Here is a 21543-nt window from a genome sequence, read left to right on the forward strand (position 1 = left end):
GGGGCCCTCACAGCGGCAGCACGATCTGCACCCGGAACACGTCGGCTTCGCGGCGCGTCTCGAATTGCGCCGCGACGTCGTGCATCAGGCGCAGGCGTTCACGCACGTTGCGCAGCGCGATGCCGTTGCCGGGCTCGGAGCCCGCGGCCGGCACGCTGTTGACGATCGAGACCAGCGCGCGGCCGAGCTTGACGCGCGTGCGCACGCGGATCACACCGCCCGCGGCGTCGGGCTCGATGCCGTGGCGCACGGCGTTCTCGACCAGCGGCTGCAGCAGCAGCGGCGGCACGCGCGCGGCACCGGCATCGGGGTCGAGTTCCCAGACCACCTGCAGGCGGCCGCCGAAGCGGACCTGCTCGATCGCCAGGTAGCGCTGCGCGAGCTCGACCTCCTCGGCCAGCGAGACCGACACGGGGTTCTCGGTGATCGCGACGCGGAACAGCTCGGCCAGGTCCTCGAGCACCGCCTCGGCCGTGGCCGGGTCGTGGCGCACCAGCGCCAGCGCGGTGTTCAGCGTGTTGAACAGGAAGTGCGGGCGGATGCGCGATTGCAGTTCGGCCAGCCGCGCGGTCGTGTCGGCCGGCAGCAGCGCCTGCGTGCGCAACTGCAGCCACTGGAACACCGCGCCCGCGAGCGCGGCGCCGGCCAGCGCCGGCGCGAGCCACGTCGGCGTACCGAGCGGGTCGCCGGCGGCCAGCCAGCCGAGCGCCGAGCCGGCCGCTCCGCTGGCCGCCCCGAGCACGAGCGCGACACCCCACTGCCCGGCGCGCGACAGGCGGCCGAACGGCCGCCGCCCCGCGCAGGCGACCAACAGCCACAGCAGCACCGCCGGCAGCGCGACGCTCGACCCCGCCGCGAACGCCGCGACCCAGCCGGCGAACGAACTGGCGCCGAACAGCACGCCGATCGCCAGCACGCCGTGCACGAACAGCAGCGCCCGCAGCACGACGCCGACGTGGCAGACATCGAAGACCGAGCCCGGCACCGGGGCCACCGCCGCCGCATCGACCGGGGCGAGCGCGTCGAACAGCGTCGTGCCGAAGCCGCTCGTGCGCAGTTCGCCGGGCCGTGTGGGCGCGGCGGCGGGCGTAGCGGGTGTCGGCGGGCGTGCTGGCATCGCTGAAGGGGCGGGAACGGTGGCCTCGATAGAATCCGAGACCCGCATTGTCCAGCGCAGCACCGATGTCCTCCAACCAACTCGACAAAAAATCTGAAGCCTGGTCGGCCCTGTTCTCGGAGCCGATGAGCGAGCTGGTCAAGCGCTACACCGCCAGCGTCGGCTTCGACCAGCGCCTGTGGAAGGCCGACATCACCGGCAGCCTCGCGCATGCCGAGATGCTGGCGGCGCAACAGATCATCTCGGCCGACGACCACGCCGCGATCCAGCGCGGCATGCAGACCATCACCGAGGAGATCGAGTCCGGCCGCTTCGAGTGGAAGCTCGATCTCGAGGACGTGCACCTGAACATCGAGGCGCGCCTGACCAGCCTGGTCGGCGCTGCCGGCAAGCGGCTGCACACCGGCCGCTCGCGCAACGACCAGGTCGCGACCGACGTGCGCCTGTGGCTGCGCGACGAGATCGGCGCGATCGCCGGGCTGCTGACCGAGCTGCAGCGCGCGCTGGTCGAGGTCGCCGAGAAGAACGCCGAGGTGATCCTGCCCGGGTTCACGCACCTGCAGGTGGCCCAGCCGGTGAGCTTCGGGCACCACCTGCTCGCGTACGTCGAGATGTTCGCGCGCGACGCCGAGCGCATGGCCGACGTGTTCCGGCGCACCAACCGGCTGCCGCTCGGCGCCGCGGCGCTGGCCGGCACGAGCTACCCGCTCGACCGCGAGCGCGTCGCGCGCACGCTCGGGATGGTCGACGACTCGGGCCTCGCCTGCATCTGCCAGAACAGCCTCGACGCGGTCAGCGACCGCGATTTCGCGATCGAGTTCACGTCGGCCGCGGCGCTGTGCATGATCCACTTCTCGCGCCTGAGCGAAGAGCTGGTGCTGTGGATGAGCCAGAACTTCGGCTTCATCGACCTGGCCGATCGCTTCTGCACCGGCTCGTCGATCATGCCGCAGAAGAAGAACCCCGACGTGCCCGAACTTGCCCGCGGCAAGACCGGCCGCGTCGTCGGCCACCTGATGGGCCTGCTGACCCTGATGAAGGGCCAGCCGCTGGCGTACAACAAGGACAACCAGGAAGACAAGGAACCGCTGTTCGACAGCGTCGACACGCTGAAGGACACGCTGCGCATCTTCATCGAGCTCGTCGCCGGCATCACCGTGAAGCCCGAGGCGATGGAGCGCGCGGCCTCGCGCGGCTACGCGACCGCGACCGACCTGGCCGACTACCTCGTCAAGAAGGGCCTGCCGTTCCGCGACGCGCACGAGGTCGTCGCGCATGCGGTCAAGCTCGCGATCCAGCGCGGGCTCGATCTCTCCGAGCTGCCGCTGGCGACGCTGCAGTCGTTCAACCCGTTGATCGCCGACGATGTCTACGCGGTGCTGAGCCTGCGCGGCTCGCTGAACGCACGCGGCGTGCTCGGCGGCACGGCGCCGGCGCAGGTGCGCGCGCAGGTCGTGCGGCACCGCGCCCGGTTGGCACGGCCGGCCTGAGCCCTCAGTCGCGCAGCGGCGACAACGCAGGCCGGGCGCGGAACGGCACGCGGTAGAGCCACAGGCGCCGGCCGTCAGGACACTCGATCACCTTCGTCGCCGCGAAACCGGGTGCGTCGAATTCGAGGCTGACGAGCCACGCGCCGGGCCGCAATTCGCGCGTCGCCTTCTCGGCCGCGCGGTCCATGCTTTCGGGGCGCTGGAAGACGTAGACCAGGTCGTAGCCGGACCAGTCCGCGGCCCAGATGTCGCCGCGCCGCAGTGTCGCAAAGCGGCAGCGCCAGCCGCACAGCAGGCGCAGCGGCCAGCTCCATTCGAGGCCGTGCAACGCGGCGCCCGGGTACTCGCGGCGCAGCTCGCGCAGGCCGTCGCCGAGGCCGCAGCCGGCATCGAGCACGCGTGCGCCCGGCGCCAGCGGCGCGAGTTGCGCCAGGCCCTGCAGCGCACCGGCGGGCGTCGGGAACAACGGCGCATCGCGCCACGCATTGATGGGATAGACGAGCGCCAGCAGCACGAGCGGCAGCAGCCAGCCCCATGCCGGCAGCGCACCGGCGATGCCCGAGACCGCGAGCGACAACGGAAACCCGGCGGCGACGAAGAGGCGCCGCCATGGCGTGCTGCCGAGCACGCTGAGCGCGGCACCCAGCGCAACGGCCGCCGCGATCGCGACCGCGAGCGGCGCGTCGACCGAGCGCAGCAACGCGAACACGACCCAGCCGAGGGCCCAGGCCAGCAGGGCCGGCAGGGGCCAGATCATGGCCTTCAGAATTTGAACGCGAGGCGCAGGCCGCCCCAGTGCCGGCCGGTCACGCGGATCGGCGCGGCCGCTTCCTTCATCACGACGAAGCTGCCGCCGCCCATGTCGCGACGGTAGGTCTGGAGCAGGAACGGGCGCTCGTTGCGCGCCGAGGCCAGGCCGGTGCGGTCGTTGAAGATGCGACGGTAGCGGCTGTTCGCGCTGTCCCACGCGAGGTCGCCGCGCTGCGGCTGGTTGTACGTGCGGTTGTGCGTCGCGACATAGCCATTGCGGTCCACCGCGATGCAGAACACGACCTTCGGGCTCAGCGCCAGCATGCGCTCCTGCACCTGCGGAAAGAGCTTGTCGGCGAGCGCGACGAAGCGCGTCGTGTGTTGCGGCGGGTTCGTGTTCGGCATCGGCTGGTAGGCCTCGTCGAACAGGCTCGCGAGCGGGATCGCGGCGTTCGCGACCGCCTCCTCGAGCAGCGTGCCGATCTGCTGCGCCGCGGCGATCGCGGCGTCGATGTAGGGCGTGTCCTCGGTCTCGATGCCGCACTCGGCGACGAGCTCGATCAGGTGCTCCGAGACGCCGAGAAAGGCCTCGCTGCGCTTCATCGCGGCGCCGAGCGCCCGCCCGGTCTGGGCCATCTCGGCGGCGATGCCGACCATCTGCGAATCGAGCCCGGCGCAGATCGTGCGGCTCTGTTCGGCAGCCTGGATGATGCTCGTGACGGCGCCCTGCACATCGGCCAGCGCGGCATGGAACTCGCCACGCTGCGCGGCGTTTTCGTCGAAGCGGATCTCGCGCGCGAGCGCGTCGATGCGCTTGTCGAGCACGCCGACCGTGCGCATGATCTCCTTCGACGAGAACTCGACCTTGCCGGCCAGGTCCTTCACCGCATCGGCGACGACGCCGAAGCCGCGCCCGGCGTCGCCGGCGCGCTTCGCCTCGACCGACGCGTTGAACGCGACCAGCCTCGTCTGCAGCGCGATCTGCGAGATGCTCTCGGCCGCCTGCGCGACATCGCGCAAGGTCGAGACCACGTCGCCGACCTCGCGACCGACGCCTTCGACCGCGATACGCACGCGCTCGACGGCGCCGAGCCCGGCGGTCGAGACGCTGCCGATGCTGGCCTGTGCGCGATTGATGTCCTTGACCTGCGCCGTCAGCGCGGCCACCGCGACCACGCCGCGCTCCGACGCCTTGGTCGTGTCGTCGAGCAGCCCGCGCACCTCGGCGGATTCGCGGCCGATCGTCGAGGCCTGCTGGCCGATCGTGCGGATCGCCGCGTCCAGATCGGGCTGCGCGGTGAGCGTGACCGGGTCGACCGGGTCGATCGTCGCCTTCGGGGCCCGCTTCAGCGTCAGCAGCATCGGATGCTCCGGCGTCAGTAGGCGCGCAGCTTCACGCGCAGCCGCGCGATCGACTGGCTGTGCAGCTGGCAGACGCGCGATTCGGTCACCTTCAGCACCGCGGCGATTTCCTTCAGGTTCATGTCGTGCTCGTAGTACATGCTCATCACGTACTGCTCGCGCTCGGGCAGCACCTTGATCGCCTCGACCAGCGCCTCGCGCATGCGGTGGTCCTGCAGCTGCGCGAGCGGGTTGCTCTCCTCGTCGCCGACATGGCGGTCGAGGAAGTCGTTGTCACCCTCGTCGCCGGACATGTCCTCGAGGTAGACGAGCTGGGTGCCGCGCACCTTGCCGAGCAGTTCCTGGTATTCGGTCAGCGTCGTGCCCATCTCTTTCGCGATCTCGCTCTCGGCCGGCGCGCGGCCGAGCTTTTGTTCTAGCTTGTGCACCGCGGATTCGATCGTGCGCTGCTGCTTGCGGGTGCCGCGCGAGAGGTAGTCGTTGCCGCGCAGCTCGTCGAGCATCGCGCCGCGAATGCGCTGCGTCGCGAAGGTCTCGAACTGCACGCCCTGCGCGGCGTCGAAGCGGCTCAGCGCGTCGGCCAGGCCGATCATGCCGACCTGGATCAGGTCGTCGATCTCGACGTTGGCGGGCAGCTTCGCGATCATCTGGTGCGCGAGGCGGCGCACCAGCGGGCTGTACTGCTTCAAGGTCGAGTTCAGATCCAGCTGGCCTTTGGCGGTGTACATGGATTGCTCCGAAGAATTCAGTTGTGGGCCCATGCGAGCTCGGCTCCAGCGTTCGTGATCGGGTGCGGCGGCGCCGCGTGCAGTGCGTCGCCGTGCGCCGATCGCAGCTGCTCGCGCACCAGGCGGCGCAGTTCGGGGGTCGGCGCCTCGGTGGCATCGCAGGCCGGGTCGATCTGGACCCAGTCGCGCAGCACCGCGCCGAGAAAGTCGTCGGCGCAGGTGGCGATCTGCATCGCGATGCGCTCCGAGCGCGGCGAGTGCTTCGCGGCGCCGAGCAGCAGGTCGTGCACGACCAGGCCGGCGCGCTGCGTCAGCAGCTTCATCGCCGCATAGGCGTGGGTCACGCTCGCGGGCCGGTCGTCGGCGAGCAGCAAGGGACGTACGCGCTCCAGATCGGGGCTGCGTGCGAACAGCCGGCACAGGTCGGAGGCGCTGGCGTGCACCAGCACCACGTCGCACTGCGGCGCGGCCTCGATCGCCGCCTGCAGGAAGGCCGCGGTCGAGCCGGTCGAATCGACGAAGCGCAGCGGCAGGCCGCGCGCCGCGAGGTACGAGACCCGCGCCGACAGCGGCTCGACGCAGGCGGCGAGATCGAGCAGCGCCATCTCGCTGTGCGGGCTCGCGCGCTCGGCGGCGTCGACGACCAGCGTGTGCTTGCCGTGCTCGGCGAACGCGGTGCACAGGCGCTCCAGCATCACGCCGCCGAACGCGACGTTCGGGTTCGAGACGACGGGCAGCAGGCACACGCGCGAGTGGGCGAAGAGGCGGCGCAGGCCATCGGCCTGGTCGAGCGGAATGGAGCGTGACATGGGGGTGGTCGCGGCTGAAGAGCGGTTCATCGGCGCGTCGGAATCAGGCGTGCAGCGCGGGGCGCGCCGTGCGGGCGTCGGGGCGCGCGCTCTGGCCGAGCGGCGCGGTGAAAATCAGGCTGACGTCGCTCGCGTCGAGCTTGTAGGCGCTGCTGCCGCCGGCGCGCAGCGCCCGGTGCACCAGCGCGTTGGCCGACAGGCGATGCCAGTCTTCCGGCACGCGCTGGCCGTTCGCGACGCCGATCACCTTCAGCTTCATGCGAATCAGCGCGTCGAGCGCGGGCCCCAGCTTGACGGCCTCGTCCATCTTCGACAGCACGACGCCGGCGCACAGCGCGGCGTGGTACGAGATCATCACGTCCTCGATCGTCTCGCCCTGCGAGGCCGCGTTGATCACGAGCAGCTTCCTGATCGAGCGGTGGCTCAGCATGTCGAGCAGCTCGCGGGTGCGCGCATCGCGCTGCGCCATGCCGGCGGTGTCGATCAGCACCATCTTCTTGGCCGAGAGCAGCTCGAGCAGGTCTTCGAGCGAGGCCCGGTCGTGCGCGGTGTGCACCGGCACGCCGAGGATGCGGCCGTAGGCGCGCAGCTGTTCGTGCGCGCCGATCCGGTAGGCATCGAGCGTGATCAGGCCGAGGTTCGCGGCGCCGTACTTGGCGGCGAACGCCGCGGCGATCTTCGCGGTGGTGGTGGTCTTGCCGACCCCGGTCGCGCCGACCAGCGCGTAGACGCCGCCCTGGTCTTCGAGCGGGGCTTCGGCGTCGGCCGTCAGCAGGTTGCGTTCGAGCACGTTGGCGGCCCAGGTGGCCTCGTCGCTCACGTCCATCGGCAGGCTGTCGCCGATCTTGCGGATCAGCGCCGGCGAGAAGCCGCAGTCGAGCAGCTTCTGCGTCAGGCGTGCCTGCGCCGGCTGGCGATTCAGCTTCTCCATGAAGGCGAGCGCGCCGAAGCGCTCTTCGATCAGGCCCTTCATCGAGCGCAGTTCGCTCATCATGTCTTCCTGGTCGCGGCGCGACGCGGCGTGGTTCGCCGATGGCTCGGGCTGCAGGTCGGCGAGCGCCGGCGCGTAGCTCTGCGCGACCGGCGGTGCCTCGCGCAGCACCGGCGCTGCCGGCACGCTCATGCGCTGCTCGAGCACGCTGGCGCGCTCCGGCGCGGGCGCCGCCGCGACACGCGGCTCGTCGCGCGCCGGCGTCTGCGGCGAGGGCGATTCGGTGGTCATCGATGCCTGGCGACGGCGCAGCATGCGCTCGCGCACATAGTCCTGGAACGACAGCGTGCTCATCGACAGCTGGGCCACGTCGACATCGACCTCGCTGTGCACCGGCGCCGGCCTGGCGGGCGCCGCGGCGGCCGGCGTCTTGGCCGCCATGCGCTCGATCTGCTTCATGCCCTCGGGCGCCATCGCGAGCACCTCGACGCCATCGACCGACGGCTTGGTGGACAGCACGACCGCGTCCTCGCCCAGGGCCTGCCGCACCAGAACGAGTGCATCGCGCGAAGTGCGCGCAGTAAAGCGACGAACGTTCATGAGTGGGCTCCAATGATCGAACCGATGCGGATCGAATGCGTTTCAGGAATCTCGCTGTGGCCGAGCACGCGCAGACGTGGTGCGGCGCGCTTCAGCAGGCGCGCCATCGGCGCGCGGATCATGTCGGGCACCAGCAGGCAGGCCGGGTGGCCCAGGTCTTCCTGGCGCTTTGCGGAATCCGCGGCGCTCTTCGCGAGCGTCTCGGCCACGCCGGGGTCGAGCGCCGCGCCGTGCGGCGAATTGAGGGCCTGCGTGACGAGGCGCTCGAGCTCGGGTTCCAGCGCGATCACCTCGAGCTCGCGCACCGGCCCGTAGATCTGCTGCACGATGCTCGGCGCCAGGTGGATGCGGATGCGGCGCGCCAGTTCGGCCGGGTCGGTGACGGTCGCGGCGGTCTCGGCCAGGCTCTCGACGATCGAGCGCATGTCGCGGATGTGCACGCCTTCTTCGAGAAGAAGCTGCAGAACCTTTTGCAGTGCGGCGATGCCAACCATCTTGGGGACCACGTCTTCGATCAGTTTCGGGGCCAGCTTCGTCACGTGCTCGACGAGCTGCTGGGTCTCGACGCGGCCCAGCAATTTGGCCGCGTGAAGTTGCATCAAGTGTGAAAGATGCGTCGCCACGACGGTCGAGCAATCAACAACCGTAAATCCGGCCATTTGGGCCGACTCGCGCTGGCGCTCCTCGATCCAGACCGCCGGCAGCCCGAACGCCGGGTCGGTGGTGCGCGTGCCGATCAATTGCGTCGTCGCGCCACCCGGGTTGATCGCGAGCAGCATGCCGGGATAGGCCTCGCCTTCGCCGACGACCGCGCCGCGCAGGGTCAGGCGGTAGGCGCTGGGCTTGAGCTCGAGGTTGTCGCGGATGTGCACCGGCGGCGGCAGGAAGCCGACGTCCTGCGCGAACTTCTTGCGCACGCCCTTGATGCGGCCGAGCAGGTCGCCCTGGCGCGCCTTGTCGACCAGCGCGATGAGCCGGTAGCCGACCTCCAGGCCGAGCGTGTCGACCGGCATCAGGTCGTCCCAGGTCGCCTCGGGGTTGGCCTGCGCGGCCTCGGCCGGGCGCGGCGGCGGCGTCTCGGCGGCGCGCTTGTCGCGCTGGTGCATCCACCACGCCGCGTAGCCGAAGCCCGCCGCGAGCGACAGGAACACGACATTCGGCATGCCCGGGATCACGCCGAGCAGCGCAATCACGCCGCCGGTGATGCCCAGGGCCTTCGGCGAACTGAAGACCTGGGCCGCGATCTGGCTGCCGACGTCCTCGCCCTTGCCGACGCGCGAGACGACCATCGCCGCGGCGACCGAAATCAGCAGCGCCGGGATCTGCGCGACCAGCGCGTCGCCGACCGCGAGCAGGATGTAGCTGTTCGCCGCCTGCGCGGCGCTGAGGTCGTGCTGGGCGACGCCGATCACGAAGCCGCCGACGATGTTGATGAACAGGATCAGCAGGCCGGCCATCGCGTCGCCGCGCACGTACTTGCTGGCACCGTCCATCGAGCCGTAGAACTCGGCCTCGTCGCCGACCTCGGCGCGCCGGCGCTTCGCCTCCTTGTCGTCGATCAGGCCGGCGTTCAGGTCGGCGTCGATCGCCATCTGCTTGCCGGGCATCGCATCGAGCGTGAAGCGCGCGCCGACCTCGGCGATGCGCTCGGCACCCTTGGTCACGACGATGAAGTTGATGACCACCAGGATCGCGAACACGATCAGGCCGACCGCGAAGTTGCCGCCGATCAGGAAGTGGCCGAACGACTCGATCACCGCGCCCGCCGCGCCGGCGCCGGTGTGGCCCTCGAGCAGCACGACGCGGGTCGACGCGACGTTCAGCGACAGCCGCAGCAGCGTCGTCAGCAGGATCACCGACGGGAACGCCGCGAAGTCCAGCGGCTTGACCATGTAGGCCGCGACCATCATCACCATCAGCGCCATCGCGATGTTGAAGGTGAACAGCAGGTCGAGCGCGAACGGCGGCAACGGCAGCACCATCATCGCGAGGATCATCACGACGACCAGCGGCGCCGCCATCGAGCGGATCGCCTTCGCGTTCGGGCCGAGCCAGGCTTGCAACTGCTGCAACGGGTTCATGTCGGTCGGAAGCTCCGGAAGCGGGGTGGCGGGACGCACCGGGAGGTGCTGCGCCATTGTTCCGGGACGGCCCTGAAACTTGAGCCGGATAAGAGGGGTGAAGCGCAGCCACTTCGGCGCCTGGGCCGGGCGTGGTCGAGCCCGGAGACCGCTTGCCCGGCCCTGAACGTGCCGCGCGCGACGCGATTGCCGTGCGGATCGCGCAGCCAGTGCAGGCGATGCATCGGCCGGCCGCAACCGGATCAGCTGCGGGCCCAGCAGCGCCGGTCTCGGATAGTGGTAGCGGCTGCGATGCTGGACGACGACGCGCACGCAGCGTTCTTATCACCTACCCGCGCCATGGGGTGATGCGCGGTAACCATCGCCTCACGTTCGCCCGGTAGCGCTTGTACTCGTCGGCGAACTGCTCGCCCAGCGCAGGCTCTTCGTAGGCGACAACGAACAAGAAGAATCCGGCCCACACGATCGCGCCGTACTCCAGCACCGTGACGCTCCCGAACAGGAGGCCCTGGCCGGCGATCAACGCCGTGACTGCGACGTACATCGGATTGCGGACGTAGCGATAGAACCCGGTGACGACGAGGCGCTTGGGAGGCATCACGGGCGCCGGTGTGCCGAGGCCCTGCAACGCGAAGCGAGCGAACGAATCGAGCAAGATGGGCAACCCGGCGACGATCAGGGCGGCGCCGAGCACGCGCGCGCTCGGGAATAGCGGAGGCGCGAAGTGCCAGTGCGTGAGGTACCAAGGGACGTACACGGCGAGCGTGCCCGGAGCGATGACCAGGAAGATCGCGGAACCGATGATCGCGGCGGCGCGCTGCACGATAGGAGCCTACTCAACGCCGCCGCGAATCGTGCGGATTGGGCGAGCGCTGGCGTCGCGTGACGTCTCGCGAGCAATGACTCGGGATGTGGCTTTCAGGACCGCTCAAACCGTCTTCGCCAGCCACGCCAACACCTCGCGCTGGACCTCGTCGCGGTTGGTCTCGTTCAGCAACTCGTGCCGCGCACCCGTGTAGTAGCGGGTCTCGATGCGCGACATCCCGAGCGCCTGGTAGCGCGCCACGAGGCGCCGCGTACCGACGAGGTTCTCGCCCACCGGGTCGAGCTCGCCCTGGATCACCAGCACCGGCAAGGGCTTGGGAATGCGCGCCTCGAGTGCCGGGTCGCGCATGCGCGCGAGGCCGACGAAGATGTCGCGCGCCAGCTCGTTGCTGAAGGCGAAGCCGCACAGCGGATCGTCGACGTACTTCTTCACTTCGGAAGAATCGCGGCTCAACCACTCGAAGCCTGTGGGGCCGCCGAAGGGCTTGTTGTAGTCCTTGAAGAGGCCCGCCCATACCGCCGAGTCGCCGAGCGGCTCCTTGCGCACCGCGTCGTTGAGCAGATCGATCAGCTGCGGCGGCACCCCCGGACGGTACGACGTGCCGCTCAGCACCAGCGCGTCGAGCAGATCGCTGCGGCGCTCGATGTAGTCCTGCGCCATGAACGAGCCGAGGCTGTGGCCGAACAGCACGAGCTTGGCACCGGGATGCGCGGCGCGCAGGCGCTGCGTGAAGGCGATTTCGTCTTCGACCATCCGGTTCCAGGCATCGGGGCCGGCATCGCCGGTGCGGCCCGAGCGCAGCCGCGTGCGGCCGTGACCGCGATGGTCGGTGCCGTAGACCGCATAGCCGCTCGCAACGGCCGCCTGCGCGAAACGATCGTAGCGGCTGGCGTGCTCGGCTGCGCCGTGCACGATCTGCAGCACTGCCTTCGGTGCCGCGCCGGCCGATACCCAACGCCGGTAGTGGATAGCGGTGCCGTCGCCGGCGGAGAACTGCTGCCAGTCAGCAGCCGGCGCCGCTGGTGTGGCACAGCCGCCGAGGGCGGCGCTGGCGGCAAAGGCGAACATCACGTCGCGGCGATTGAGGTGCACGGCCGTCTCCTCGTCTCGTTGGGGCTCGGCTCGAGGCCGGCGCGGTGCAGTATAGGAGTGGGATCGGCGCGGGAACCCTGGGGCACTCGACCTTCGTCAGCCCTTGTCGAACCGTGCTGCGAACGAGCCGGACCAAGAAGCGGTCGTTGGCGAAAGCACGCATCGGGATCGAGCCCAATCGGGTCGCTGGACAGCGACAGCCCCACGCTCTCATTTCGAACTCTTCGGGCCCCAAGTTGGCGAGGCAGGCTCTCGTGCCTCACGCCAGCAGCACGCACAGTACGATGCTTCGCTAAGAAGCGCGGAGAAGAGGAACTGCACCGGCTCGCGCCGACCCGGCCTCGAGCGAGCGCAAGCCGGCGATCACAGGGTCGAGATGCTCGACCACCGTCGCGAGCAGCGCGTCGATTTCCGCCGGGCCTGCGCCGTTGGAGCAGGCGTGTTCCAGCACCCCAGCGGCCTCGCGGACGGCCGTCGCCCCCAGGGTGCCGGACGCGCTCCTCAGGTCGTGCGCCAACCGCGTGGCTGTGACCATGTCGTGCGCCGCACGGGCAGCGCCGAAACGGGCCGCGAAGCTGGCTTCCCGGTCTCGGAACATGCACAACAGGCGCCGATAGAGTTGCTCGTCGCCCATCACGCCGGCGAGCGCGACGGCGCTCTCGATGCCCGGGAAACCCTTGCTCGCCGCCGTGCCAGGTCGGATCCAGCGCGCCAGCGTGGCGAACATCTCGGTTACGTTGATCGGCTTGGCAATGTGGTCGTTCATACCGGCCGCCAGCACCTTTTCGCGGTCGCCGACCATCGCGTTTGCAGTCATCGCAATGATCGGCAGATCGCGCCACTTCGGGTCGCTGCGCAACTCGCGCGTGGCTGCATAACCGTCCATGACAGGCATCTGGCAGTCCATTAGCACCGCGTCGAAGCGTTCGCGCGCCAGCATGTCGATGGCCTCGCGACCGTTGTTGGCGACCCGAACCACGATTTGCGCGCGGCCCAGGAGGTCACGCGCCAGCTCCTGGTTGAACGGGTTGTCCTCAACCAGCAGAACATGCACGCCGGCCAGGACGGCGCGGTTGCTCTCCAACTCTTCTTCGCGTAGATCACCTCGCAAGGCATGCTGCCGCGGCTGACCGATCGCCTGCAGGCAGGCATCCAGCAGCGTCGAAGGCGTCACCGGTTTGGTCAGGGTTGCCGCTACGGTAAGCTGTTCGGCCGCCAGCCTGCGCGCCATTTCATCGCGGGAGAAGGCGGTGAGCATCAGCACGGTGGGCGGCGGGTGCGCCAGCGGCATGCAGGCCAACTGCCTTGCACAGTCAAGACCATTCATGCCCGGCATCTTCCAGTCGAGCAAGAGCAGGTCGAAGGGCTCGTGGCGCGCATCCGCCGCCACGACCGCCTGGATGGCTTCGTGGCCACCGTTGGCCGCCGACGCGCGCAGCCCGAGCGAGTCAGCCATGTGCACCAGCGCCTCGCGTGCGGCATCGTTGTCGTCGACGACGAGCACTCGGGCGCCATGCAGGCCACAGTTGGACGAAGCCGCGTCGTTGGCAGCGCATTCAGGTCCGAGGCCGAAGCTCGCGCTGAAGTGGAACCGGCTTCCGCGCCCCGGTGCGCTGTCGACGCCGAGTTCTCCGTCCATCATGCGCACCAGGTGGTGGCTGATCGCCAGGCCCAGCCCGGTGCCGCCGAATCGGCGGCTCGTCGACGAGTCGGCCTGCGAGAACGGCTTGAAAAGCCGCTGTTGCTCTTCAGGCGTGATGCCAATGCCGGTGTCGCGTACCTCGAAGCGCAGGCGCACCGAGGTTGCGTCGCGCGCGACCACCTCGACCGCGACGATGACCTCACCCCGTTCGGTGAACTTGACCGCGTTGTTGCCCAGGTTGATCAGCACCTGCCCCAGCCGCGAGGGATCGCCCACCAGCGCGTTGGGCAGATCCGGCGGCAGCGCGAACACCAGCTCCAGGCCCTTCTCCTCCGCGTTCATGCCGACCAGGTTCGCGAGGTCGTCCATCACGCTGCCGAGGCCGAATGTCAGGACCTCCATGTCGAGCCTGCCGGCTTCGATCTTGGAGAAATCGAGGATGTCGTTGATGATGCCCAGGAGCGCCTCGGCCGACGCGTGCACCTTCTGGATGTAGTTGTGCTGCTGCGGGCTCAGCTCGCTCTGCAGGGCCAGGTACGACATGCCGAGGATCGCATTCATCGGCGTGCGGATCTCGTGGCTCATGTTCGCCAGGAATTCGCTCTTGGCCTGGTTCGCAACCTCGGCCCGATTCATCGCATCGCCCAGTTCCGCGGTACGCTCACGCACCGCCTCTTCCAAATGATCGCGATGGCTGCGCAAGTCCTCCAGTGTCTGCTTGCGTGACGTGATGTCGGTGATCAGCCCGTCGAATCCGGCCGGTGCGCTGCCATCTGGACGGGCGTCGCCTTGCTGCCACGCGTTGAGCTGGACCCAGATGGGGCTGCCGTCGGCGCGCGTCAGTTGCAGTTCCATGCCGGCGATCTCACCGTCCCGTTCGAGTGCGGCGAACTGCGCGGCAGTCTGAGCCGGCGTGAACAGAGGCCGGCAGCCGAGCGGCGAATCGTTGCGACCATCGCCGTTCACTGCCGCCATCAGTTCGGCTGGCGTGGCGTAGCCCATCAGCCGTGCCAGTGCCGCGTTGGTGTCGTGCAGCCCCCCCGATCGATCCAGATGAAAGATGCCCTCCAGCGAATTCTCGAAGATCCCCCGGTATGTCGCCTCGCTTTCGCGCAATCGCCGTGCGGAGTCGAGCAGCCGGTCCGCCATCGCGTTGACACGCACGGCCAGCCGCCCCAATTCGTCGCCGGATTCGATCACGCAGCGTGCGTTCAGATCACCGACGGCGATTCGATCGACCGTCGTCTCCAGGCGATTGATCGGCGCGCTCACCATGCGCCTGAGCAGCACGAAGGTCGCCGCATACAACACGGCCACGATCGCGGCCACCAGCGCAAGAATGGTTCGACGGGCCGTAGCGATGGCCTCCTCGACCACCGCGCGTGTCAGCACGACACGGACTTCTCCGATCTTCTGCGGCTTGGATCCGCCGGGCGGCGCGTACTCGATCGACTGCACGCGCACAATCGGGTCGACGAGATCCGGCCCCTGAAATTTGGTCACCGCGGACACCGTGCCTTCGCCGACCGTCGTGATGCTGAATTGCGCGACCTCGGGATTGGGCGCCAGCGCAGCGAGCTGGCTGTCGATCGCAGCACGGTCGAGGTTCCAGAGTGGATAGGCCACCGAGCGACTGAATAGCTCGGCGATGCGCGCGGCGCGGCCTTCGAGTTCCAGCAATCGGCGCTCACGCTCGCGTTCGATCAGCACATAGGCCGAAGCGAGCGCCACCAGCGCGACCACGATCGCCAGTGCCAACATCAGCTTGGTGTGCAAGCTCGTCGCCCGCGGGATCAGGCGAAACGGCGATGGCATCTCAGTTGCTCCACCGCGCTTCGCGCGACCACAGCTGCTGGCTGAACCAGCTTGAGCGCTACTTCTCCGTCATCACCGACAAAGCGATCCGTCGGGGCTCGTTCGCCTCGGTCAAGGAGTCGGTCGCGAAGATCAAGCACTTCGTCACTCACCACCACCCAGAAGCAGCAGGCCCTTCAGGTGGAGTGCATCCGCTAATTCGATCCTCGCCTGCGGAGGATCGATATGGTGTATATGTTAAAGCTTGACCGATGCTCAAGAGCACCATTCCCGAAAGGAGTTTCCGTATGCGGCGACCGAGAATCCGCGTTGGGATGCTCGCGCTGCTGGCATTGCTTCTTTCGCCGTCAAGCATGGCCGAGCAAACCTTCAAGGTGGTGACTGCAGAGTTTCCTCCGCTCACCACCAATGCGGGAGGGCAAGCAGGCGGCGTTGTGCTCGAAGTTGTCCGCGAGGCCGGCAGGCGGGCGGGGATTGCGCTCGAGTTCAGTTTTCTCCCGTGGCAGCGGGCGCAACTGGAAACCCAGGCCGGAAACGACGTACTGATCATTCCGTTCACCCGTACGCCTGGCAGGGAAACGCACTATCAATGGGTTGCGCCAGTGCTGGAATTTCACACGGTGTTGGTGACTCTGGCCAAGCCACCGTCTTCCATCGAGGAAGCGCGGACGCTGGTCGTGGGCTATGTCCGCGGCACCAGTTTCAAGGATGAGGCGGAACAAGCGGGATTTCGGTATGTCGAAGAAACCAACGACGATTTGACGAACGCCAAGAAATTGAAGCTGGGACGCATCGGCGCATGGATCACCACGGATCTGATGGCGTACGGTGTGTACCGGCAAGCCGGGTTCGACCCTGTCGAACTAAAGTACGGCCCCAACTTGGGACCGGTCAAAATTTCCTACGTCGCTGCTTCCCCCGATTTTCCGAAAGAGATCGCGAAGAGGATCGCAAACGCCATCGACCGGATGAGAGCGGATGGTTCGTACCAGGCGATCGTGAAACGCTACCGATGACGCTTCAGGACCGCCGCGCACCGATGGCGCCGTTTTTGTAGCCCACTCAACGAGTTGATCGTTCGCGCCAACTCTCGGCCCGTGAACGCGGGCATTCGACACCGCCGTCAGTCAAAGATCTCCATGTCGGGAACCGGCTTGTTGTGCGGGTCCAGCTCTTCGGGCACGTTCAGCTCGGGCAACGCGTTCGGCATCGCCACCTGGCCGGCGAGCGCCGCACGCAGCTGGTAGACGTAGGCGAGCACCTGCGCGACCGCGGCAAACAGCGCCGCCGGAATCTCGCGATCGAGCTCGGCATGCGCGTACAGCGCGCGCGCCAGCACCGGCGCCTGCAGCACCGGCACCTTCGAGTCCTTCGCGAGGTCGCGAATCTTCATCGCGAGCAGGTCGGCGCCCTTCGCGACGACGCGCGGTGCGCCCATCTTCTTGTCGTCGTACTTCAGCGCGACCGCGTAGTGGGTCGGGTTCATCACGACCAGGTCGGCCTTCGGCACCGCGGCGAGCATGCGGCGCTTGGTCATCTCGCGCATGCGGGCGCGCAGCTTGGCCTTGATCTCCTGGTTGCCCTCGAGCTCCTTGTGCTCCTGCTTGAGCTCCTGGTGGCTCATCTTCAGGCGCTGCGCGTGGTGGTGACGCTGCAGCGGCACGTCGATCAGCGCGAACGCGGCGAGCGCCAGCAGCAGCAGCCCGAGGCCGCCGAGCATCGAGGTCGCGGTCTGCTGGATCGCCGCCGGCAACGGCAGTGCGAGCACGCCGGCGAAGGCGTCGAGATGGCTCTTCAGGTAGAGCGCACCGATCGCGCCGAGGATCAGCGCCAGCGCGCTGCCCTTCAGCGCATCGATCAGCTTGTCTTTCGAGACGATGCCGGGCAGCCCGGTGATCGGGTTGAGCTTGCCGAAGTTCGGCAGCAGCGGCTTCAGCGTCCAGTTCCAGCCGCCGATCGCGAGGCTGCCGGCCAGCGCGGCGGCCATCATCGCGATGCCGAACGGCACGACGATCCACAGCAGCCGCAGCGTCAGCTCGAGCAGGCGCTCGCCCATGAAGCCGGTGTTCAGGATCGCGGCGCGGTCGAAGTGCAGACCCTGCATCAGCGTCTGCTTGAGCCAGTCGGCCACGAGCGGCGCTGCGGTCACGAGCAGCGCGCCGCAGGCGGCGATCGCGACGAAATGCCCCAGATCCCGCGAGCGCGCGACCTGGCCTTCTTCGCGAGCCTTGTTCAGCTTGCGTTGCGAGGCGGGGAGATTGCGGTCTTGGGAGTTCGATTCGGACATGACGGAGCGCCGGTGTTTGGCGCTTCGTCATTGTTCCGGGGCAGGCCCGAAACTTGAGGCGGATAAGAGAGGTGAACGGCCGCCTGTTCGGCGGCGTGAATGTCGTCGGGTCGGCGCCCGGTCAGGCGCGCGGGATCAGAAGCCGAGGCTGGCCAGCAGGTCGTCCACTTCGCCCTGGTTGGCGACCACGTCGGTGCGGCCCTCCGGGTTCACGACCGGGCCGTTCAGGATCGCCGATTCGACGCGCTGCGCCTGTTCCGGCGGCGCCGCCTGGACCAGCAGCTTGACCAGGCTGTCCTCGAGGTCGGAGGCGAGCGCGACGACCTTCGCGACCACCTGGCCGGTCAGGTCGTGGAAGTCCTGCGCCATCATGATGTCGGTCAGGTGCCTGTCGATGCGTTCGGTCGAGGCCTCGACGTCGGTGACGAAGTTCAGCACGGCGCCGCTGGCGACCGCCTTCACCGGGTCCCTGACGATCGCCGCGGCGATGCGCCGCGTCTCGTCGCTGATGCCGTGGTGTTCGGCCTTGGCCATGTCGACCGAGTTCAGCACCTTGTTCGCGGCGTCGCCGGTCTTCTGCGCGATGTACGACAGGCGGCTGCGCGCGTCGGGCAGGCCGTTCGCGGCCTGCTGCAGGCGCGGCATCACGCCGAGTTGCGTCAGCGTGTCGTGCAGCTGGCGCGTGATCAGGCCGAGCTGCTGAAACACCTCGGGCGAAGCCGCCATCTGCGGCGCGAGCGTGTCCAGGTCATCCATCTTCATCTTGTGGGCTCCGGGGTGCTCAAGCCGTCGCGGCGAGCTTCTGCATGATCTTCTGCACCTTTTCTTCCAGCGTGGCCTTGGTGAAGGGCTTCACGATGTAGCCGGCGGCGCCGTCCTTCGCGGCACGCACGATGTCTTCCTTGCGCGCTTCGGCGGTCACCATCAGCACCGGCAGGTGCTTCAGGTTGTCGTCGGCCTTCACGGCGCTCAGCAGTTCGAAGCCGTTCATCACCGGCATGTTGATGTCGCTGACGACGAAGTCGTACTTCGAGTTCTTCAGCATGGTCAGCGCGACCGCGCCGTCCTCGGCCTCGTCGGCGTTGTGGTAGCCGATTTCCTTCAGCAGGCCGCGCACGATGCGGCGCATGGTCGAGAAGTCGTCGACGATCAGAAATTTCATGTCGTTGGGGTGGCTCATGGCGCTCCTCGCGGGGTCGCTCCGGCTGCGCGCCGGGCACTGGGTGTTTATCGGGTGATGGCAGGCGGAATTGAGGGCAGCGCGAGCGCTTCTTTCCGTGAATCTGCGAGGCTTGGCGTGGCGTCGTCTTCGTCGTCGGTCTTCAGGCGCAGCAGCCGGTCCTCGGCCTCGCGGTTCATCACGATGATGCTGATGCGCCGGTTCACCGGGTTGCGCGGGTCGTTCGGGTCGAACAGCACGCTCGACGCGAGGCCCTGCACCAGCAGCACGCGCTCCTCGGGCAGCCCGCCGGCACCGAGTTCGCGGCGCGACGCGTTCGCGCGGTCGCTCGAGAGCTCCCAGTTGCTGTAGCCGCGCTCGCCGGCGCCGAAGGGCTGCGCGTCGGTATGGCCTTCGAGGGTCAGCCGGTTCGGCACTTCGGCGAGCACCGAGCCGATTTCGCGCAGCAACTCGCGCATATAGGGTTTGACGACCGCGCTGCCGCTGTCGAACATCGGCCGGTTCTGCTCGTCGACGATCTGGATGCGCAGGCCGTCGCGCGTCATCTCGAGGCGGATCTGCGACTTCAGCGCCGCGAGCTTCGGGTTCGCCGCGAGCACGTCCTCGACCTTCTTCTTCAGCGATTCGAGCCGCGCGATCTCGGCGCGGCGCTGTTCTGCCTTCAGCGCCTTGAGCTGCACGTTCTTGCGCGGCGCCTCAATATCGCCGGCCTTGACCTGGCCGGAGCTGCGCGACAGATCGGTGCCGCCGCCCTTGACGACGCTGGACGAATCGCCGGAACCGCTGCCACCGCCCAACAGCGAGACCTTCAGCGGCGCATTGAAGAAGTCGGCGATGCCCTTCTTGTCGCCCTCGGTCGTCGAGCCGAGCAGCCACATCAGCAGGAAGAACGCCATCATCGCGGTGACGAAGTCGGCATAGGCGATCTTCCACGCGCCGCCGTGCGCGGCATGGCCGCCCTTCTTCACCCTCTTGATGATGATCGGCTGGAGCTTTTTCGAGTCACCGGACATGGCACCGCTTCCTTCCGTCGTTGGCGCGCGGGCCGAGCGCCGGGCCGCTCCCAAGCCGGCCCGCATCCCCCCGGGGGATCGGCCGATGTACCCATCGGACGAGGGGCTCCATTACTTCTTGCCTTTGACGTGGCCTTCGAGCTCGGCGAAGGTCGGGCGGTCACCGGAGTACAGCACCTTGCGCCCGAACTCGACCGCGACCTGCGGCGCATAGCCCTGCATGCTCGCGAGCAGGGTGGTCTTGATGCACTGCAGTTCCTTCGAGGCGTCCTCGACCTTCTGTTCCAGCAGGCCGCCGAGCGGCTCGACGAACGCGTAGGCGAGCAGGATGCCGAGGAAGGTGCCGACCAGCGCCGAGCCGATCATCCCGCCGAGCACCGCCGGCGGCTGGCCGACCGAACCCATCGTGTTGACGACGCCGAGCACCGCCGCGACGATGCCGAACGCCGGCAGCCCACCGGCCACCCGTGCGATCGCGGCGACCGCGGCGTGTTCCTCGTTGTGGTGGGTCTCGATCTCGCTGTCCATCAGGCTCTCGATCTCGTGGGCGTTGAGGTTGCCCGAGACCATCATGCGCAGGTAGTCGGTGATGAACTCGACGACGTGGTGATCGCTGCCGACCACCGCGTACTTCTGGAAGATCGGCGAGCTGTGCGGCTCCTCGACGTCCTTCTCGATCGACATCAGCCCTTCCTTGCGGGCCTTCTGCAGGATGTCGTAGAGCAGCGCCATCATTTCCATGTAGCGCGCCTTGCTGTACTTGCTGCCCTTGAAGCAGCGGCCCAGGCCCGACAGCGAGGCCTTGATGACCTTCATCTGGTTGTTCGCGAGGAACGCGCCGATCGCGGCCCCCAGGATCGTGATCAGTTCGAACGGCAGCGCGTGCAGGATCACGGCGATGTTGCCGCCGTGCGCGATGTACACCCCGAAGATGCAAGCCAGTGCCAAGCCCCAGCCGACGAGTACGAACATGGTGTGTGGAAGTCCGAGTGTGTGGGCGCGCCAACCTCGGCGTGCCCTGCCTTGCCGCTTTATCGGCCCGCTGCGGCGTCTCTTGAGTTTGGGATCGCCGGGTTTCGGGCGATGCGTGCATCAGCGCGGCTTTCGCCGCCCAAAAAGAAACGGGCCCCGAGGGACCCGTTTAAAGACACATTGGAATGTGCCAGGAGGAGTTCAAGCCATCAAGAACGTTGAGACGTCTATCGGCGTGCCGTGCGCAGACTTGAGACCGCTGCGCTCGGCCGCTCAGTGCATCTGGATGCCGCCCGCGGCCTTGCCCTTGCCGGCGCGCGCCGGCGGGCTGCACAGGCCGCAGACATAGTGCTTGGCGATCTCGTGCGGGTGCGTGACGAAGTGGCCGCGGCACTTGGAGCACTGGGTCATCGTCAGCATGCCGTTGTCGACGAACTTGACGAGGCGCCAGGCGCGCGTGACCGAGAGCAGCGCCTCGAGGCCCTGCGCCTGGGTCTGCTCCTGGTAGAGCTGGTAGGCCTTGATGACGGTGTCGATCTCGTCCATCTCGGCGACCTTGTTCAGGTACTCGTGGATGTTCAGGAACAGCGACGCATGGATGTTCGGCTGCCAGGTCATGAACCAGTCGGTCGAGAACGGCAGCTGGCCCTTGCTCGGCGACTTGCCCGAAACTTCCTTGTACAGGCGCAGCAGGCGCTCGTACGACAGGTCGGTCTCGGACTCGAGCACCTGCAGGCGGGCGCCGAGGTTGATCAGCGTCACGGCGCGGCTGATCTGCTTCGCTTCGGTGAGGATGCTCTTGATGCGCATGGTCGGCTCCTGGCTGTACTTGTATTGACTGACCGGCT

18 protein-coding genes and 1 pseudogene are annotated in these 21543 nt (G+C 68.1%); 3 read left to right on the forward strand and 16 right to left on the reverse strand.

Going from position 1 to position 21543, the window contains the following annotated elements; translation table 11 throughout:
• Window positions 1–7: 7 nt before the first annotated feature.
• Complete coding sequence (locus AC1DTW_RS02160) at window positions 8–1117, reverse strand: sensor histidine kinase (protein ID WP_477978655.1); 1110 nt, start codon at window positions 1115–1117, stop codon at window positions 8–10.
• 65 nt (window positions 1118–1182) lie between these two features.
• Between AC1DTW_RS02160 and argH the strand changes: the two genes are divergently transcribed.
• Complete coding sequence (argH, locus tag AC1DTW_RS02165) at window positions 1183–2607, forward strand: argininosuccinate lyase (RefSeq protein ID WP_477978657.1); 1425 nt, start codon at window positions 1183–1185, stop codon at window positions 2605–2607.
• Window positions 2608–2611: 4 nt separating this feature from the next.
• On the opposite strand, the gene AC1DTW_RS02170 is transcribed toward argH, so the two are convergent.
• From AC1DTW_RS02170 to AC1DTW_RS02210, 9 genes are all read right to left on the reverse strand, one after another.
• Window positions 2612–3364 carry a class I SAM-dependent methyltransferase gene (locus AC1DTW_RS02170; protein WP_477978659.1) on the reverse strand — a complete coding sequence of 251 codons (753 nt, stop codon included), beginning with the start codon at window positions 3362–3364 and terminating at the stop codon, window positions 2612–2614.
• A 5-nt stretch (window positions 3365–3369) separates the two neighbouring features.
• A complete protein-coding gene (locus tag AC1DTW_RS02175; protein ID WP_477978661.1) occupies window positions 3370–4719 on the reverse strand; it encodes a methyl-accepting chemotaxis protein in 1350 nt (449 codons plus the stop codon).
• A 14-nt stretch (window positions 4720–4733) separates the two neighbouring features.
• Window positions 4734–5447: an RNA polymerase sigma factor FliA gene (locus tag AC1DTW_RS02180; RefSeq protein ID WP_477978663.1), complete on the reverse strand. Its 714-nt coding sequence runs from the start codon at window positions 5445–5447 to the stop codon at window positions 4734–4736.
• 17 nt (window positions 5448–5464) lie between these two features.
• Complete coding sequence (locus AC1DTW_RS02185; RefSeq protein ID WP_477978665.1) at window positions 5465–6256, reverse strand: MinD/ParA family ATP-binding protein; 792 nt, start codon at window positions 6254–6256, stop codon at window positions 5465–5467.
• A gap of 43 nt (window positions 6257–6299) precedes the next feature.
• Complete coding sequence (gene flhF, locus AC1DTW_RS02190) at window positions 6300–7787, reverse strand: flagellar biosynthesis GTPase FlhF (RefSeq protein ID WP_477978667.1); 1488 nt, start codon at window positions 7785–7787, stop codon at window positions 6300–6302.
• Window positions 7784–9868 (reverse strand): flagellar biosynthesis protein FlhA, encoded by a 2085-nt coding sequence (flhA, locus tag AC1DTW_RS02195; protein ID WP_477978669.1) that lies wholly within the window; start codon window positions 9866–9868, stop codon window positions 7784–7786. The genes flhF and flhA overlap by 4 nt, the downstream gene beginning before the upstream one ends.
• A gap of 328 nt (window positions 9869–10196) precedes the next feature.
• Window positions 10197–10691: a methyltransferase family protein gene (locus AC1DTW_RS02200; RefSeq protein WP_477978671.1), complete on the reverse strand. Its 495-nt coding sequence runs from the start codon at window positions 10689–10691 to the stop codon at window positions 10197–10199.
• A gap of 105 nt (window positions 10692–10796) precedes the next feature.
• On the reverse strand, window positions 10797–11786 hold the full coding sequence (locus tag AC1DTW_RS02205) for an alpha/beta hydrolase (RefSeq protein ID WP_477978673.1): 990 nt from the start codon (window positions 11784–11786) through the stop codon (window positions 10797–10799).
• A gap of 292 nt (window positions 11787–12078) precedes the next feature.
• Entirely contained in the window at window positions 12079–15243 is a 3165-nt protein-coding gene (locus AC1DTW_RS02210) for a response regulator (protein ID WP_477978675.1), read from the reverse strand.
• A 29-nt stretch (window positions 15244–15272) separates the two neighbouring features.
• Here AC1DTW_RS02210 and AC1DTW_RS02215 point away from each other — a divergent pair.
• Window positions 15273–15484: pseudogene (locus tag AC1DTW_RS02215) on the forward strand (hypothetical protein); the annotation flags it as partial.
• 10 nt (window positions 15485–15494) lie between these two features.
• Window positions 15495–16259: a substrate-binding periplasmic protein gene (locus AC1DTW_RS02220; RefSeq protein WP_477978677.1), complete on the forward strand. Its 765-nt coding sequence runs from the start codon at window positions 15495–15497 to the stop codon at window positions 16257–16259.
• A gap of 107 nt (window positions 16260–16366) precedes the next feature.
• Here AC1DTW_RS02220 and AC1DTW_RS02225 read toward each other — a convergent pair whose 3' ends face one another.
• From AC1DTW_RS02225 to flhC, 6 genes are all read right to left on the reverse strand, one after another.
• On the reverse strand, window positions 16367–17530 hold the full coding sequence (locus AC1DTW_RS02225) for an EscU/YscU/HrcU family type III secretion system export apparatus switch protein (protein ID WP_477978679.1): 1164 nt from the start codon (window positions 17528–17530) through the stop codon (window positions 16367–16369).
• Window positions 17531–17665: 135 nt separating this feature from the next.
• Window positions 17666–18292 (reverse strand): protein phosphatase CheZ, encoded by a 627-nt coding sequence (locus tag AC1DTW_RS02230; RefSeq protein ID WP_477978681.1) that lies wholly within the window; start codon window positions 18290–18292, stop codon window positions 17666–17668.
• A gap of 19 nt (window positions 18293–18311) precedes the next feature.
• The gene (locus tag AC1DTW_RS02235) at window positions 18312–18710 is read right to left on the reverse strand and encodes a response regulator (RefSeq protein WP_477978683.1); all 399 of its coding nucleotides are present in this window, start codon (window positions 18708–18710) and stop codon (window positions 18312–18314) included.
• A gap of 47 nt (window positions 18711–18757) precedes the next feature.
• Entirely contained in the window at window positions 18758–19723 is a 966-nt protein-coding gene (gene motB, locus AC1DTW_RS02240) for a flagellar motor protein MotB (RefSeq protein WP_477978685.1), read from the reverse strand.
• 111 nt (window positions 19724–19834) lie between these two features.
• On the reverse strand, window positions 19835–20695 hold the full coding sequence (gene motA / locus AC1DTW_RS02245; protein WP_477978687.1) for a flagellar motor stator protein MotA: 861 nt from the start codon (window positions 20693–20695) through the stop codon (window positions 19835–19837).
• A 273-nt stretch (window positions 20696–20968) separates the two neighbouring features.
• Window positions 20969–21505 (reverse strand): flagellar transcriptional regulator FlhC, encoded by a 537-nt coding sequence (gene flhC, locus AC1DTW_RS02250; protein ID WP_477978689.1) that lies wholly within the window; start codon window positions 21503–21505, stop codon window positions 20969–20971.
• Between the last annotated feature and the right edge of the window lie 38 nt (window positions 21506–21543).

The organism is Rhizobacter sp. P5_A1 (assembly GCF_056400745.1).